Annotated in this window: 16 protein-coding genes; 15 read left to right on the forward strand and 1 reads right to left on the reverse strand. The window is 59.9% G+C overall.

What is annotated here, in order from left to right; genetic code table 11:
* Positions 1-45: 45 nt before the first annotated feature.
* Positions 46-816, forward strand: coding sequence for a phosphatase PAP2 family protein (locus ACNA0I_RS23100; RefSeq protein ID WP_415808375.1), 771 nt, complete (start codon positions 46-48; stop codon positions 814-816).
* On the opposite strand, the gene ACNA0I_RS23105 is transcribed toward ACNA0I_RS23100, so the two are convergent.
* A complete protein-coding gene (locus ACNA0I_RS23105) occupies positions 748-1,209 on the reverse strand; it encodes a PaaI family thioesterase (protein WP_415808376.1) in 462 nt (153 codons plus the stop codon). The genes ACNA0I_RS23100 and ACNA0I_RS23105 overlap by 69 nt on opposite strands.
* A 359-nt stretch (positions 1,210-1,568) precedes the next feature.
* Between ACNA0I_RS23105 and ACNA0I_RS23110 the strand changes: the two genes are divergently transcribed.
* The 14 genes from ACNA0I_RS23110 to ACNA0I_RS23175 all read left to right on the forward strand — a co-directional run bounded on the left by ACNA0I_RS23110 (position 1,569) and on the right by ACNA0I_RS23175 (position 16,137).
* On the forward strand, positions 1,569-2,687 hold the full coding sequence (locus ACNA0I_RS23110) for a porin (protein ID WP_415808377.1): 1,119 nt from the start codon (positions 1,569-1,571) through the stop codon (positions 2,685-2,687).
* A 282-nt stretch (positions 2,688-2,969) separates the two neighbouring features.
* Positions 2,970-3,329, forward strand: a complete 360-nt coding sequence (locus tag ACNA0I_RS23115; RefSeq protein ID WP_415808378.1) for an NADH-quinone oxidoreductase subunit A — start codon at positions 2,970-2,972, stop codon at positions 3,327-3,329.
* A 34-nt stretch (positions 3,330-3,363) separates the two neighbouring features.
* A complete protein-coding gene (locus tag ACNA0I_RS23120; RefSeq protein ID WP_006217960.1) occupies positions 3,364-3,840 on the forward strand; it encodes a NuoB/complex I 20 kDa subunit family protein in 477 nt (158 codons plus the stop codon).
* Positions 3,841-3,906: 66 nt separating this feature from the next.
* Entirely contained in the window at positions 3,907-4,539 is a 633-nt protein-coding gene (locus ACNA0I_RS23125; protein ID WP_415808379.1) for an NADH-quinone oxidoreductase subunit C, read from the forward strand.
* 3 nt (positions 4,540-4,542) lie between these two features.
* Entirely contained in the window at positions 4,543-5,799 is a 1,257-nt protein-coding gene (locus tag ACNA0I_RS23130; RefSeq protein WP_415808380.1) for an NADH-quinone oxidoreductase subunit D, read from the forward strand.
* Positions 5,800-5,839: 40 nt separating this feature from the next.
* Complete coding sequence (nuoE, locus tag ACNA0I_RS23135) at positions 5,840-6,334, forward strand: NADH-quinone oxidoreductase subunit NuoE (protein WP_094821466.1); 495 nt, start codon at positions 5,840-5,842, stop codon at positions 6,332-6,334.
* Positions 6,331-7,698, forward strand: a complete 1,368-nt coding sequence (gene nuoF, locus ACNA0I_RS23140) for an NADH-quinone oxidoreductase subunit NuoF (RefSeq protein WP_415808381.1) — start codon at positions 6,331-6,333, stop codon at positions 7,696-7,698. Before nuoE ends, nuoF begins: the two co-directional genes overlap by 4 nt.
* Before the next feature lie 15 nt (positions 7,699-7,713).
* Positions 7,714-10,041, forward strand: a complete 2,328-nt coding sequence (gene nuoG / locus ACNA0I_RS23145) for an NADH-quinone oxidoreductase subunit NuoG (protein WP_415808382.1) — start codon at positions 7,714-7,716, stop codon at positions 10,039-10,041.
* Between the two features lies 1 nt (position 10,042).
* Positions 10,043-11,116, forward strand: coding sequence for an NADH-quinone oxidoreductase subunit NuoH (nuoH, locus tag ACNA0I_RS23150; RefSeq protein ID WP_415808384.1), 1,074 nt, complete (start codon positions 10,043-10,045; stop codon positions 11,114-11,116).
* Positions 11,117-11,137: 21 nt separating this feature from the next.
* Positions 11,138-11,626, forward strand: a complete 489-nt coding sequence (gene nuoI, locus ACNA0I_RS23155) for an NADH-quinone oxidoreductase subunit NuoI (RefSeq protein ID WP_094821462.1) — start codon at positions 11,138-11,140, stop codon at positions 11,624-11,626.
* 17 nt (positions 11,627-11,643) lie between these two features.
* The gene (locus tag ACNA0I_RS23160; protein WP_415808385.1) at positions 11,644-12,291 is read left to right on the forward strand and encodes an NADH-quinone oxidoreductase subunit J; all 648 of its coding nucleotides are present in this window, start codon (positions 11,644-11,646) and stop codon (positions 12,289-12,291) included.
* Positions 12,288-12,596, forward strand: coding sequence for an NADH-quinone oxidoreductase subunit NuoK (gene nuoK / locus ACNA0I_RS23165; RefSeq protein WP_094821460.1), 309 nt, complete (start codon positions 12,288-12,290; stop codon positions 12,594-12,596). Before ACNA0I_RS23160 ends, nuoK begins: the two co-directional genes overlap by 4 nt.
* Positions 12,597-12,613: 17 nt before the next feature.
* Entirely contained in the window at positions 12,614-14,638 is a 2,025-nt protein-coding gene (gene nuoL, locus ACNA0I_RS23170) for an NADH-quinone oxidoreductase subunit L (protein WP_415808386.1), read from the forward strand.
* Positions 14,635-16,137 (forward strand): NADH-quinone oxidoreductase subunit M, encoded by a 1,503-nt coding sequence (locus tag ACNA0I_RS23175; protein ID WP_415808387.1) that lies wholly within the window; start codon positions 14,635-14,637, stop codon positions 16,135-16,137. Before nuoL ends, ACNA0I_RS23175 begins: the two co-directional genes overlap by 4 nt.
* Positions 16,138-16,142: the final 5 nt, after the last annotated feature.

The following is a 16,142-nucleotide window of genomic DNA, read 5'->3' on the forward strand; positions in this document are numbered from 1 at the left end:
CTTTGCGTGCAACCTTTCTTATTTTTTGTTCCTCGTTGATGTTGTATGGAAACAGTCGCGCATTGGGCCGCTGCCTACCCCTTGTTGATTCTATTGGTGATATCGGCCGCCGCGGGGGGCGTGGTCGGCGGGTTGAGCCGCCGTCATGACGCCCGGTCGCCATTGTCTGGACAGGGGGCATACTGGTCCGTGGCCGGCGGGGCCGGGGTGACGTTTCTCTTGATTGCTGTCGCGATGAGTCTGGGCAGTCCTTTGGTCCGGTTTGACAATCTGCTGGCTGCGGCGCTCGGGCAGTCCATGCCATCGTGGTTGTTGTGGATGCTGTCGTGGTTCACCTTTCTGGGAAATCGCAACCTCCTCGCGTTGATCGCCAGCGCGTTGACGCTATGGCTGTGGTGGCGGGGTGAGCGCGCGACGGCGGTGCTTTGCGCGGTCGTGACCGGCGGCGGGGGGTTGCTGAATATGGCGATGAAGCACACATTTGAGCGCGTTCGCCCCGAGTATGTGCATGGTTACGTCCACGAAGTCGGCTGGAGCTTTCCCAGCGGCCACGCGTCTGCATCGATGGCCGTATATGGATTTGCGTGTTATCTGGCCGTGCGCATGATGCCGGTGCGTTGGCATCATGCGTGTCTGGCGGGCGGCGCGATGCTGATCGCGGCGATCGGCGTCAGCCGCGTGCTGCTGCAGGTGCACTATTTGAGCGATGTGATCGCCGGTTTTGCCTTGAGCCTGGCCTGGTTGTCACTATGCCTGGGCATGATGAGACGCTGGTACCGACCACGTGCTGACGATGTGGGCCACAGGCTCCGATGAGTGTTCCCCGTGCAGGAGCACTTCGCCTGCCGTCATTCTGCCGATTTTGAGCAGGCGGGCGTCGGCAATGATGGCGCCCGCCGGGCTTTTGCGTAAAAAGTTGATGGTGAGACTGGCTGTCACGGCGTTGGCCTGACCGGTGGCGCCGACTACCGCCGCATACAACACCAGATCGGCGAGTCCCATCAGCATGGGGCCCGCGACAATGCCGCCGAGTCGTTGATGGCTGTCCCGGGCGGGCAGGACTGCGCGTGCCGTGCCGTAGCCAATGTCGGTAATCTCTATGCCCAGTACTTCTGCAAAAGGGTGCTGTTCCGCCAGCAGGCATTGAAAATCAGCCACGCTGATGCGTGGCGGCTGGGTGGCGGCCGTCGGCTCCGTGTAAGCGCTCATGGTGTTCCCTGGCGAGTTGTTTCCAGTCTGTGCAGACCTGTATCCACTATTGTTTCGCGTTACTAAAATAAGGAGCGTAGCAGACCGGCCGCCAAAGCATCAGCTTGACGTCAGGTCGCGCCAATGCTGGCTCTCACAGGGGTTTAGGGTAAACACTTAGAGGAATTGGGCTGAGATCGGCGAGTGTTGCAGTATCCCAACATCTCGGGCGTCGATCTCCCTCTTTTATGGGGAGAACCGTAGCCAGTACGAGGGTTTTTTGATGCAATAGCGTCAACTTCCCTTCGCGGAGTTAGGGGGGCGCAGGTTCTTCGCAAAACCAGGCGCCCTTGTCACTCAAATCAACGGAGATTTCTTAAATGAAAAAGACTCTGCTCGCTGCCGCCCTGCTCGCTGGCTTTGCCGGCGTGGCCCAGGCAGAAACCTCGGTGACGCTGTACGGCATCATCGATACCGGTATCGGCTACAACAAGGTGAAGGGCGACGGCTGGGACAGCGGTAGCCGTGTCGGCATGATCAATGGCGTGCAGAACGGTTCGCGTTGGGGCCTGCGTGGCACCGAAGATCTGGGTGATGGCCTGCAAGCCGTCTTCCAACTGGAAAGCGGTTTCAACTCCTCCAACGGTAACTCCGCTCAAGGCGGCCGTCTGTTCGGTCGTCAAGCCACCATCGGTCTGCAAAGCGACAGCTGGGGCCGTCTGGACTTCGGTCGTCAAACCAACATCTCGTCCAAGTACTTCGGTTCGATCGATCCGTTCGGCGCTGGTTTCAACCAAGCCAACATCGGTGTGGGCCTGAGCGCTGCCAACACGGTTCGCTACGACAACCTGGTTCTGTACCAAACCCCGTCGTTCAGCGGCTTCCAAGCTGGCGTCGGTTACTCGTTCAACGCTGATGACGAGAACGATGAGCAAACCGGCTTCCGTACCGCCGACAACACCCGTGCCATCACGGCTGGTCTGCGTTACCAAAACGGTCCTCTGAACGTCGCGTTCTCGTACGATCAGTTGAACGCCTCGAACCAGATGTCGCAAGAGGCAACCGATGCTACCCCGCGTATGTACGCCATTGGCGGTTCGTACGACTTTGAAGTTGTGAAGCTGGCTCTGGCCTATGCTCGCACCACCGATGGCTGGTTTGGTGGTCAAGGCATCAACGGCGCGTCGTTCTCGCCGGATCAACGCGGTCTGGGCAGCAACCTGTTCGCCGACGGCTTCAAGGCCAACAGCTACATGGTGGGCTTGACCGCCCCCATCGGCGGCGCTTCGAAGCTGTTCGGTTCGTGGCAAATGGTTGATCCCAGCAACGATCGCCTGACCGGCGGCGACGAGAGCATGAACGTGTTCTCGCTGGGCTACACCTACGACCTGTCCAAGCGTACCAACCTGTACGCCTACGGTTCGTACATCAAGAACTACGCGTTCTTGGAAGACGTGAAGAGCACCGCTGTTGGTGTTGGTATCCGTCACCGCTTCTAATCGGCTGCGGGGCGCAAGCCTCGCTTCGATTGATTGCGTATGAGCGGACCTTGGTCCGCTTGCGAAAAAAGCCGCCTCTCGGGGCGGCTTTTTTCATGGGATTTTCTTGTTGCTGCGGTGCCTTAAAATAAAACAATGCTCCCTCGGCGAGGGCGGCAAACCGCAGGGGTGATGCGACGGGATTATTGTTCGCGCTAACTCGTTTTTGGGCGGTTGGGTTCAGCGCATCGTCACTTTGCAAATGCTACAATCTGAAGGTTTGCGCATTTGACGGACGCCAAAATGAACTTGCAACAGTATTTTCCCGTCCTGCTGTTTATCGCAGTGGCTACCCTGATCGGGTTTGCGCTGTTGACGGCGGGTTCGCTCTTGGGGCCTCGCCGCCCCTACGCTGAAAAGCTTTCAGCGTATGAGTGCGGTTTTGAGGCCTTCGAAGACGCTCGTATGAAGTTCGATGTGCGCTACTACCTGGTAGCCATCCTCTTCATCCTGTTCGATCTCGAAATCGCCTTTTTGTTCCCGTGGGCGATTGCTCATGGCACGGTTGGTCTCGTCGGTTTCTGGACTGTCATGGTCTTTCTGACGATTCTGACGGTCGGCTTCATCTACGAATGGAAAAAGGGCGCGCTGGATTGGGAATAACCCAAGGCTCTCCTGCACGCTATCAGAGACAACTATGGCTATAGACGGCATCCTTAAGCAAGGCTTTATCACCACCAGTGCCGACAAGTTCCTCAACTGGGCAAAAACCGGCTCCATGTGGCCCATGACCTTTGGTCTGGCCTGTTGTGCGGTGGAAATGATGCACGCCGGTGCGGCGCGCTACGACCTGGATCAGTTCGGCATCATTTTCCGCCCCAGCCCCCGTCAGTCCGATCTGATGATCGTGGCCGGCACGCTGTGTAACAAAATGGCGCCCGCGCTGCGCAAGGTCTACGACCAGATGCCCGAGCCGCGCTGGGTGGTTTCCATGGGATCGTGTGCGAACGGCGGTGGTTATTACCACTATTCGTACTCGGTGGTGCGTGGTTGTGATCGTATTGTGCCGGTCGATGTTTACGTGCCGGGCTGTCCGCCTACGGCCGAAGCATTGGTCTATGGTCTGCTGCAAATGCAGAACAAGATCCGACTGACCAACACTATTGCCCGCTGATCGCATTTCGCCGCGCCATGTAGTGCGCCGGCGGTGCTCGTCAGCATATCGGTTTACCTAAGCGACATGACGATGACCAGGCTCGAAACCCTGAAACATAACCTGCAGGCTGCGTTGGGGGCGGATATCGCCCTGACCGAGGCATACGGCGAGCTCACGCTCGAGGTGCCGGCCGATCAATGGATCACGGTCTGCAACAAGCTGCGTACGGATGCCAGCCTGCACTTCGAAACCTGTATCGATCTGTGCGGCGTTGATTACCTGACCTGGGGTAACGGCAGCCGTCAACTCGAGACGGAAAATACGGCCGGCGGCGCGCCGAGCCTGCGCTATGCAGTGGTGGTGCACTTGCTGTCCGTCACGCACAACTGGCGCCTGCGGGTGCGTACGTTTGCGCCCGATGACGAATTCCCCATCGTGACCTCGCTGCTAGGGTGCTGGCCCGGGGTTAACTGGTTCGAACGAGAGGCGTTTGATTTGTATGGCATCGTTTTCGAAGGCCATCCCGATCTGCGCCGCATTCTGACCGACTACGGTTTCATCGGTCATCCTTTCCGCAAAGACTTCCCCCTGTCGGGCAACGTCGAAATGCGCTACGACCCGGAACAGCGCCGCGTGGTGTACCAGCCGGTCACCATCGATCCGCGCGAAATCACCCCGCGTGTCGTGCGCGAAGACTCCTACGGCATGGGGCGTTAAATCATGGCAGAAATCAAGAACTACACTCTGAACTTCGGTCCTCAACACCCGGCCGCGCACGGTGTGCTGCGTCTGGTGTTGGAGCTCGATGGCGAAGTGATTCAGCGCGCCGATCCTCACATTGGGTTGTTGCATCGCGCCACGGAAAAACTCGCTGAACACAAGACTTTCATCCAGGCGCTGCCCTATATGGATCGCCTGGACTATGTGTCCATGATGTGCAACGAGCACGCCTATGTCATGGCCATCGAAAAGCTCCTGGGTGTCGAAGCGCCCCTGCGCGCGCAGTACATCCGCGTCATGTTCGATGAGATCACGCGTCTGCTCAATCACCTGATGTCCCTGGGCTCGCACGCCCTGGACGTGGGCGCCATGGCCGTGTTCCTGTATGCCTTCCGCGAACGCGAAGACCTGATGGACTGCTACGAGGCGGTCTCGGGGGCACGCATGCACGCGGCCTATTACCGGCCGGGCGGTGTGTATCGTGATTTGCCGGACACCATGCCGCAATACGGTGACAGCAGCAAATACCGCGGTGAAAAAGACCTGCGCATCATGAACGATGCGCGCTCGGGTTCGCTGCTGGATTTTATCGAGGACTTCACCAACCGGTTCCCGGCGTGCGTCGATGAATACGAAACGTTGCTGACCGACAACCGTATCTGGAAACAGCGTCTGGTCGGCATTGGTGTGGTCGACCCTGATCGCGCCAAGGCTCTGGGTTTTACCGGCCCGATGTTGCGTGGTTCGGGCGTGGCCTGGGATCTGCGCAAGATGCAGCCGTACGAGGTTTACGATCTGCTCGAGTTCGACATCCCGGTGGGGGTGAACGGCGACTGCTATGACCGTTATCTGGTACGCGTGGCCGAAATGCGCGAAAGCAACCGCATCATTCGCCAATGCGTGGAATGGCTGCGCAACAACCCCGGTCCGGTCATGATCGAGAACCACAAGGTCGCGCCGCCCAGCCGTACCAACATGAAAACCAACATGGAAGAGCTGATTCACCACTTCAAGCTCTTCACCGAAGGTTTCCACGTTCCTCCTGGCGAAGCTTACGCCTCGGTGGAGCACCCCAAAGGCGAATTCGGCATTTATCTCGTGTCCGACGGCGCCAACAAGCCTTACCGCCTGAAGATTCGGGCACCAGGATTTGCCCATTTGCAATCGCTCGATGAGATGGCCCGCGGTCACATGATCGCCGACGCCGTCACCATCATCGGCACGCAGGATATCGTTTTCGGCGAAATCGACCGCTGAACCCTCAGCCCGACCGCCCCGCATAACCCGGATTCAAACTATGCTGCTTTCCGCACAGGCCTATCAGAAAATCGATCGGGAACTTGCCAAGTTCCCGGGCGACCAGCGCCAGTCGGCCATCATGGCTTCGCTTGCCATCGCGCAAGAAGAAAAAGGCTGGCTCCCTCCCGAGGTGCTCGAAGATGTGGCCAATTACATTGGCGTGCCTCCTATCGCAGTGCAGGAAGTCGCCACGTTCTACAACATGTTCGACACCCGGCCCGTAGGCAAGCACAAGATCTCCGTGTGCACGAATTTGCCCTGTGCCTTGCGCGATGGCGAAAAGGCGGGCGATTTCCTCAAGCGCAAGCTGGGTATCGAGTTCCGTGAGACCACCCCCGACGGCCTGTTCACGCTGGTCGAAGGTGAATGCATGGGGGCTTGCGGTGATTCGCCCGTGCTGCTGGTCAACAACAAACATATGTGTGTGCGTATGACCGAAGAAAAACTCGACGCGCTGGTCCAAGGCCTGAAAGCGCAAGGAGAATCGGCATGAACGCGCCCGATCTGTACCAACGTTTGGCTCAGGGCTTGGATCCCAACCCGCTGAACGATCTGTCGAATTCCATGTGTCTGCATGGCCGTCATATTGCGCCGCAAATCATGGCGGACGTCGACGGCAGCAACTGGCACCTGCAAGACTACGTCAAGCGCGGCGGCTACGAGGCGTTGCGCAAGATCCTGACCACGGGCATGAAGCCCGAGGACGTGATTGCCGAGGTCAAGGCCTCCGGCCTGCGCGGCCGTGGCGGCGCGGGTTTCCCGACGGGCCTGAAATGGAGCTTCATGCCGCGCGCATTCCCGGGTCAAAAATACCTGGTGTGCAACTCCGACGAAGGCGAGCCCGGCACGTTCAAGGATCGCGACATCCTGCGCTTTAACCCGCATATCGTGATCGAAGGCATGGCGATTGCCGCCTATGCCATGGGCATCAGCGTGGGTTACAACTACATCCACGGCGAGATCTTCGAGGTGTATCAGCGCTTCGAAGAGGCTCTCGAAGAAGCCCGCGCCGGCGGTTTCCTTGGCGACAAGATCTTCGGTTCCGATTTCAGCTTCCAGCTGCATGCCTTCCATGGCTACGGTGCCTACATCTGCGGCGAAGAAACCGCGCTGCTCGAGTCCCTCGAAGGCAAAAAGGGCCAGCCGCGTTTCAAGCCGCCGTTCCCGGCCAGTTTTGGTTTGTACGGCAAGCCCACCACCATCAACAACACCGAGACTTTCGCGGCGGTGCCCTGGATCATCCGCAATGGCGGCCAGGCCTATCTCGAAGTCGGCAAGCCCAATAACGGTGGCACCAAATTGTTCTCGATCTCGGGCGACGTTGAGCGTCCGGGCAACTACGAGATCCCGATGGGTACGCCGTTCCCCAAGCTGCTGGAATTGGCTGGCGGCATGCGTGGCGGCAAGAAACTCAAGGCCGTGATCCCCGGCGGTTCGAGCGCACCCGTGCTGCCCGCCGACATCATGATGGACACCACCATGGACTACGACTCGATCTCCAAGGCCGGGTCCATGCTGGGTTCGGGTGCGGTCATCGTCATGGACGAAACCCGCTGCATGGTGAAGTCGCTGTTACGGTTGTCGTATTTCTACTTCGAAGAAAGCTGCGGTCAATGCACGCCGTGCCGTGAGGGCACGGGCTGGCTGTACCGCATGGTGCACCGTATCGAGCATGGCCAAGGTCGCAAAGAAGACCTCGATCTGCTCGACAACGTGGCCGGCAACATCATGGGTCGCACCATTTGCGCACTGGGTGACGCTGCCGCTATGCCGGTACGCGGCTTTCTCAAGCACTATCGCGACGAATTCGCGCACCACATCGAGCACAAGTCGTGTGTGGTTCCGCATTATCTGTAGGTCTCAGGAACAGCAATGGTTGAATTAACCGTCGACGGCAATCAGGTCGAAGTCCCCGAGGGCAGCATGGTGATGCATGCGGCCCAGAAGATCGGCTTGTATGTGCCCCATTTCTGCTACCACAAGAAACTGTCCATCGCGGCCAACTGCCGCATGTGCCTGGTTGAAGTGGAAAAAGCGCCCAAGGCGCTGCCCGCCTGCGCTACGCCGGCCACGAATGGCATGGTGGTGCACACCTGCTCAGAAAAAGCCAAGGCCGCGCAGAAGTCGGTCATGGAATTTCTGCTGATCAATCACCCGCTCGATTGCCCGATCTGCGATCAGGGCGGTGAGTGCCAGTTGCAGGATCTGGCCGTGGGCTATGGCGGCTCTGCCTCGCGTTACCGCGAAGAAAAGCGCGTGGTCTTTCACAAGGATCTCGGCCCGCTGGTATCGGCCGAGGAAATGTCCCGTTGTATCCACTGCACCCGTTGCGTGCGCTTTGGCCAGGAAATCGCCGGCGTCATGGAACTGGGCATGCTGGGCCGCGGCGAGCATTCCGAGATCACGACTTTCGTGGGCCGCTCGGTCGAGTCGGAGCTCTCCGGCAACATGATCGATCTCTGTCCCGTCGGCGCGTTGACCTCCAAACCGTTCCGCTATACCGCCCGCACCTGGGAATTGGCGCGCCGCCGTACGGTCAGCCCGCACGATAGCCTGGGCGCCAATCTGGTGGTGCAGGTCAAGGGCGAACGCGCCATGCGCGTCGTGCCTTTCGAGGACGAGGCCATCAACGAATGCTGGATCAGCGACCGCGATCGCTTTTCCTACGAGGGTCTGAACAGTGGCGATCGTCTGACCGCTCCGATGATCAAGGGCGCGGACGGCAAGTGGCAGGAGGCCTCCTGGGCCGATGCGCTGCAAGCCGTCGCCCAGGGCCTGTCGCGCGTGCGTGATAGCCACGGCGCGGGCCAGATCGGCGCCTTGGCTGCCGAGTACGCCACGACCGAAGAATTCGCCTTGCTGGGCCGTCTCGTGCGCGCCCTGGGTTCGGAAAACATCGATTTCCGCCTGCGTCAGACCGACGCGAGCTTCGACGCTGCCTTGTCGGGCGCGCCGTGGCTGGGCATGCCGATTGCCGATCTGGATTCGCTGGATCGTGTGCTGGTGGTCGGTTCGTTCCTGCGCAAAGATCATCCGCTGATGGCGCAGCGCCTGCGTCAGGCTGCCAAGCGCGGCACGCAAGTATTGCTGGTTGACAGCGCCGCGGATGATCCTCTGCTGCCGGTGGCTGGCCGTATCACGGTTGCGCCGTCGGGCTTGCCGCTGGCTCTGGCCCAAGTCGCAGTAGCGCTGGCCCAAGCTAAAGAGCAATCCGTTCCCGCCGAGTTCGCCTCGGTGACGCCGGACGAAAACGCCAAGCGTATCGCCGCCAGCCTGGCCTCGGGCAGCAACGTCGCTGTGTTGATGGGCAATCTGGCCGTCGCATCGCCGCAGGCTTCGCTCCTGGCTGCCAACGCACGCAGCATCGCCGATATCGCCGGTGCGCGCTTCGGGTTCCTGACCGCCGGTGGCAATACGGTGGGCGGTTATCTGGCCGGCGCCGTGCCGGGGCAGGGCGGCAAAACTGCTGCTGCCATGTTGGCCGAGCCGCTCAAGGCCTATATCGTGCTGCACGCCGAGCCCTCGCTGGATGCCGACAACGGTCCCCAGGCCGTGGCTGCGTTGCGCGCCGCTGAGTTCGCTGTGGCGCTCACGCCGTATGCATCGTCCGCCGAGGATTGGGCCGACGTCATGCTGCCCGTGTCGCCGTTTACCGAAACCTCGGGCACCTTTGTCAACGCCCAGGGCCTGCCGCAGAGTTTCAAGGGCACCGTTACCCCCTTGGGTCAGACGCGTCCCGGTTGGAAAGTCCTGCGCGTGCTGGGCAATGTGTTGCAACTGCCGGGCTTTGACGACGAGACCTCCGAATCCGTGCGCGACACCGCGCTGGCCGGTGGCATCGAGAGCCGTCTGTCCAACGAGATCAAGGCCCCGCGTGGCCTGGGCCAGGTGGCCACATCGCTCGAACGAGTGACCGATGTGCCGATCTATCGCACCGATGCCATCGTGCGTCGTTCGTGGCCCCTGCAAGACGCACCCGCGTCGCAGGCCCCCGCGGCACGCATGAACGGCGCCACCTTGGCTGGGCTGGGCCTGGCTGCAGGCGTCAAGGTTCGCGTGAGCGGTGCGGCCGGTTCGGTCGAGCTTGAAACCGTCCAGGATGATGCTGTGGCCGATCGTTCGGTCCGCATTGCGGCGGCCTTCGAACAAACTGCCGCCCTGGGTGGCGCATTCGGTGAAATCAGCGTGGAGCGTGCCTGACATGGAATGGCTCAATACTCTTGAAAGCCACGGTCAGGCCTTGCTGGGCCCGACGGCCTGGCTGGTGATCTGGACGATCGTCAAGATCGTCGTCATCGCGGTTCCCATCATTTTGTGCGTGGCTTACCTCACGTACTGGGAACGCAAGATGATTGGCTGGATGCACGTGCGTCTGGGACCGACCCGTGTCGGTTTCCGGGGCTTGCTGCAGCCGTTTGCCGACGTGTTCAAGCTGCTCACCAAAGAAGTCGTCGTTCCCACGCAGGCCAACAAGATCCTGTTCGTCGTGGCGCCGGTTGTCACGCTGATGCCGGCCTTGGCCGCCTGGGCCGTGGTGCCGTTCGGTCCCGAGATCGTGCTGGCCAACGTCAATGCGGGTCTGCTCTACGTGATGGCGATCACCTCCATCGGCGTGTATGGCGTGATCGTTGCAGGTTGGGCGTCGAACTCCAAGTACGCCTTCCTGGGCGCGCTGCGGGCTTCGGCACAAATGGTGTCTTACGAGTTGGCCATCGGTTTCGTGCTGGTGACGGTGTTGCTGGTTTCCGGCAGCCTGAACATGTCCGAGATCGTGATGGGGCAGGGCCGCGGTTGGTTTGCCGAGCGTGGCCTGACGTTCCTGTCGTGGAACTGGCTGCCGCTGTTGCCGCTGTTCGTGATCTATGTGATTTCGGCCGTGGCCGAAACCAACCGTCACCCGTTTGACGTCGTCGAAGGCGAATCCGAAATCGTGGCCGGCCACATGGTCGAATACTCGGGTATGGCGTTTGCCCTGTTCTTCCTGGGCGAATACGCCAACATGATTCTGTTGTCAGCCATGGCAGCGATCATGTTCCTGGGAGGCTGGATGCCGCCGATCGATATCGCGCCGTTGACCTGGATTCCGGGTTGGTTGTGGCTGGGTCTGAAGACATTCTGCGTGGTGTCGTTGTTTGTGTGGTTCCGCGCGTCGTTCCCTCGTTACCGCTATGACCAGATCATGCGGTTGGGCTGGAAAATTTTCATCCCGCTGACCGGCGTTTGGCTGGTCGTGGTGGCGATCTGGATGCAGACGCCCTGGAACATTTGGCGTTAACGCGTCAAGCAGAGGCAGGATATGGAAGCGATCAAAGATTTCTTCGGCAGCCTGATGCTGGCCGAGTTGCTCAAGGGCATGCGCCTGACGGGCAAGTACTTTTTCAAGCGCAAGGTCACCTTGCGTTATCCGATGGAAAAAACGCCGACGTCGGCGCGTTTCCGTGGCTTGCACGCGTTGCGCCGCTATCCCAATGGGGAAGAGCGCTGTATCGCGTGCAAACTATGCGAAGCCGTATGTCCGGCCTTGGCCATCACGATCGAATCGGACGTGCGTGACGACGGCACTCGCCGCACTACGCGCTACGACATCGATCTGACCAAGTGCATTTTCTGCGGTTTCTGTGAAGAAAGCTGCCCTGTGGATTCGATCGTGGAAACCCACATTCACGAATACCACGGTGAAAAGCGCGGCGACCTTTATTTCACCAAAGACATGCTGCTCGCCGTCGGCGACCGCTACGAAGCCGAAATCGCCCGCCGCCGGGCCGAAGACGCGCCATACCGTTGACGCCCAAGGTCTGACTCATGACTTTTACCACTGTCCTGTTCTACATATTGTCTGCGGTCCTGGTGATCGCCGCGTTCCGCGTCATCACGGCGCGCAGCCCGGTGACTGCCGTACTGCATTTGATCCTGGCGTTCGCCAACGCCGCCATGCTGTGGATGCTGCTCGGGGCCGAGTTCCTGGCGCTGCTGCTGGTGTTGGTGTACGTCGGCGCTGTCATGGTCCTGTTCCTGTTCGTGGTCATGATGCTCGATATCCGTATCGACGCCTTGCGCGGCGGACTCAAGACCTATCTGCCGCTGGGGCTGATCATCGGTGTTGTGCTGGTGCTTGAAATGTCGTTCGTGCTGGCCAGCACCTGGTATGGCGCGGGCCCGCAGGCCGTGACTGCCGGCGACTACAACAACAGCCGTGCCCTGGGTGAGGTGATGTACACGCAATATGTGTACGCCGTCGAAGTCGGCGCCGCATTGCTGCTGGTCGGTATGGTTGCCGCCATCTCGCTGACTCTGCGCCGCCGTCGCGACGCCAAGTACAACGATCCCGCCGCCGCCGTGCGTGTGCGCGCCAAAGACCGTTTCCGCCTGGTCAGCATGCCTGCACAGAGCGATCGTGCCCAGGGCCGCGTCGCCACGCCGGCCGACGGTGCCCAAGGAGAAAAACAATGACGTTGACGCTGGCTCATTATCTGGTGCTGGGGGCGATCATGTTCGCCATCGGTATCTTTGGCATTTTCCTGAACCGCCGCAATCTGATCATCCTGCTGATGTCCATCGAGCTGGTGCTCCTGGCTGTCAACATGAACTTCGTGGCGTTTTCCAGCTGGTTTGGCGATACCGCCGGCCAGGTGTTCGTGTTCTTCATCCTGACGGTGGCTGCTGCCGAAGCCGCCATCGGTCTGGCGATTTTGGTGCTGCTGTTCCGTAACCTGAACACGATCAACGTTGACGAACTCGATCGCCTGAAGGGCTGACGGGGTATTGGAAGAAAATGTCTAGTTCACCCAATCTGTACTTGCTGATTGCGCTGGCCCCCTTGGCCGGTGCGATCCTCGCCGGGCTGTTCGGCACCGGGTTCCTGGGCCGGCCGATCGGCCGCCGCGGTTCCCACATCATCACCATCCTGGGGGTGTTGATCTCCGCGATCGGCTCGGTGATCGTGCTGCGCGACGTGCTCAACGGCCACACCTTTGACGGCGCCGTCTACACCTGGAGCCTGATCGGCCAGACCAAACTCGAGATCGGTTTCCTGATCGATCCGCTGTCGGCCATGATGATGGTGGTGGTCACCTCGGTGTCGTTGATGGTGCACATCTACACCATCGGCTACATGGCGGATGATCCTGGCTATCAACGCTTTTTCGCCTACATCTCGCTGTTCACCTTCTCGATGTTGATGCTGGTCATGTCCAACAACATGGTTCAGCTGTTCTTCGGTTGGGAAGCCGTGGGCCTGGTGTCGTACCTGCTGATCGGTTTCTGGTACACCCGTCCGACGGCGATTTTCGCCAACATGAAGGCCTTTCTGATCAACCGCGTCGGTGACTTCGGTTTCGTGTTGGGGATCGGCCTGCTGTTCGCCTACGCTGGCACCATGCACTACGGCGAGGTGTTTGCCCAGGCCGATACGCTGGCTGCTCAAACGCTGCCCGGCACGGACTGGATGCTGTTGACGGTGGCATGTATCTGCCTGTTCATCGGTGCGATGGGTAAATCCGCCCAGGTGCCGTTGCATGCCTGGCTGCCCGACTCGATGGAAGGTCCGACCCCGATCTCGGCGCTGATCCACGCGGCCACCATGGTGACCGCCGGTATCTTCATGGTGGCGCGTTTCTCGCCACTGTTCGAACTGTCGGATACGGCGCTGTCGTTCATCATCGTGATCGGTGCGATCGGCGCATTGTTCCTGGGTATCCTGGGTATCATCCAGAACGACATCAAGCGCGTGGTGGCATATTCCACACTGTCGCAGCTCGGTTACATGACGGTGGCGCTGGGCGCCTCGGCCTACTCGGTCGCGATCTTCCACTTGATGACGCACGCGTTCTTCAAGGCGCTGCTGTTCCTGGGGGCGGGCTCGGTCATCATCGGCATGCACCACGATCAGGACATCCGCAACATGGGCGGCCTGCGCAAGTACATGCCCATTACCTGGATCACGTTCCTGCTGGGCACGCTGGCGCTGGTGGGGACCCCGTTCTTCTCTGGTTTCTATTCCAAGGAACACATCATTGAGGCTGCGGGTGCCGCCAACGTGTGGGGCGCGACCTTCGCTTATTACGCAACCCTGATCGGCGTGTTCGTGACCTCGCTGTACTCGTTCCGCGTGTACTTCCTGGTATTCCATGGCAAGGAACGCTTTGATACCAGCGGTGGCCACGCGCACGGCCATGGTCATGACGACCACGGTCACGACGATCATGGCCATCACGGCGGCACGCCGCACGAGTCCCCATGGGTCGTGACGCTGCCCCTGGTGTTGCTGGCTATTCCGTCGGTGCTGATCGGCGCCTGGGTGGTCGATCCGATGCTGTTCGGCGGTTTCTTCGACGGCGTGATCAAGGTGCTGCCGCAGCATCCCGCCATGCACGAACTGCACGAAGAATGGCACGGCTGGGTGGCCTTCGGGATGCATGCATTCCAGACCCTGCCGTTCTGGCTGGTGGTCGCCGGCGCAGTGATTTCCTGGTACTGCTACCTGATCAACCCCAAGGTCCCGGCTGCGATCAAGTCCAGCTTGTCGGGCGTGAACAAAGTGCTTGAGAACAAGTACTTCGTCGACTGGGTCAACGAACAGATCATCGCGCGTGGCGCGCGCTGCCTGGGCTACGGCCTGTGGCAACGCGGCGACCGCGGCTTGATCGATGGCTTGCTGGTCAACGGCAGCGCTCGTGTGGTCGGCTGGGTGGCTGCAATCAGCCGTCATCTGCAGTCCGGCTATATCTATCACTACGCGTTCGCGATGATCATCGGCATCATGGCTCTGATTACTTTCTTTGTGCTGATTCCCCAATGATGGCAAGCGACATGGCATCCAACACTTTTCCCTGGCTAACGCTTGCGATCTTTGTTCCGATCGTATTCGGCCTGCTGGTGCTGGCCCTGGGCCGCGATGACCGGCCTGGGCTGACACGTGGCTTGTCTTTGATTGGCGCGATTGCGGGCTTTCTGGTCACGATTCCGCTGTACACCGGTTTTGATTCCTCGACGGCTGCCATGCAGTTCGTCGAAAAAGCCCCCTGGATCGAAGCCTTCAACGTCAACTATCACCTCGGTATCGACGGTATCTCGCTTTGGTTCGTGCTGCTGACCGCCTTCATCACCATCATCGTGGTGCTGGCAGGCTGGGAGGTCATCACCAGCCGCGTATCGCAGTACATGGCCGCCTTCCTGATCCTTTCGGGTCTGATGGTGGGCGTGTTCGTGGCGCTGGACGGCATGCTGTTCTACGTGTTCTTCGAAGCCACGCTGATCCCGATGTACATCATCGTCGGGGTGTGGGGCGGTCCGAATCGCGTCTACGCTGCGTTCAAGTTCTTCTTGTACACCTTGATGGGCTCGTTGCTGACGCTGGTGGCATTCGTCTACCTGTGGAATGTTTCGGGCGGCTCGTTCGATATCCTGACCTGGCACCAAGTCAAACTGGGCCACACGCCGCAGATCCTGATCTTTGTGGCCTTGCTCGCAGCGTTCGCGGTCAAGGTGCCGATGTGGCCGGTGCACACCTGGTTGCCGGATGCCCACGTCGAGGCGCCTACCGGCGGTTCGATCGTGCTGGCGGCCATCATGCTCAAGCTCGGCGCCTATGGCTTCCTGCGTTTTTCGTTGCCGATTGCACCGGATGCCTCGCATAGCCTGGCTGGCCTGATGATCGCGTTGTCGCTGATTGCCGTGATCTATATCGGTCTCGTTGCCATCGTGCAAGACGACATGAAAAAGCTGGTCGCGTATTCGTCCGTGGCTCACATGGGTTTTGTGACCCTGGGCTTTTTCATCTTCAACACCGCCGGTGTCGAGGGTGCGATCGTTCAGATGATCTCGCACGGTTTCGTGTCGGGTGCGATGTTTATGTGTATCGGTGTGCTGTATGACCGCATGCACTCGCGGCGCATTGCCGATTATGGCGGTGTGATCAACGTCATGCCGCGCTTTACGACGTTCTTTGTGCTGTTCTCCATGGCCAATAGCGGCTTGCCCGCCACGAGCGGTTTCGTGGGCGAGTTCATGGTCATCATGGGTGCGGTCGAGCACAACTTCTGGATCGGTCTGTTGGCTGCGACGGCGCTGATTCTGGGGGCCTCGTACTCGCTGTGGATGGTCAAGCGCGTGGCCTTTGGTGATATCGCCAACGATCATGTGCGTGAACTCACCGATATCAACGGCCGTGAATTCCTGATTCTTGGCGTGATGGCTATCGCTGTGTTGTACATGGGTATCTATCCCAAGCCCTTTACCGACGTCATGCACGTTTCGGTCGAGGCCCTGCTGCAACACGTTGCCATCTCGAAACTGTAAGACTG

The organism is Bordetella muralis, from assembly GCF_965139205.1.
GTDB classification, from domain to species: Bacteria; Pseudomonadota; Gammaproteobacteria; order Burkholderiales; family Burkholderiaceae_B; genus Bordetella_A; species Bordetella_A muralis.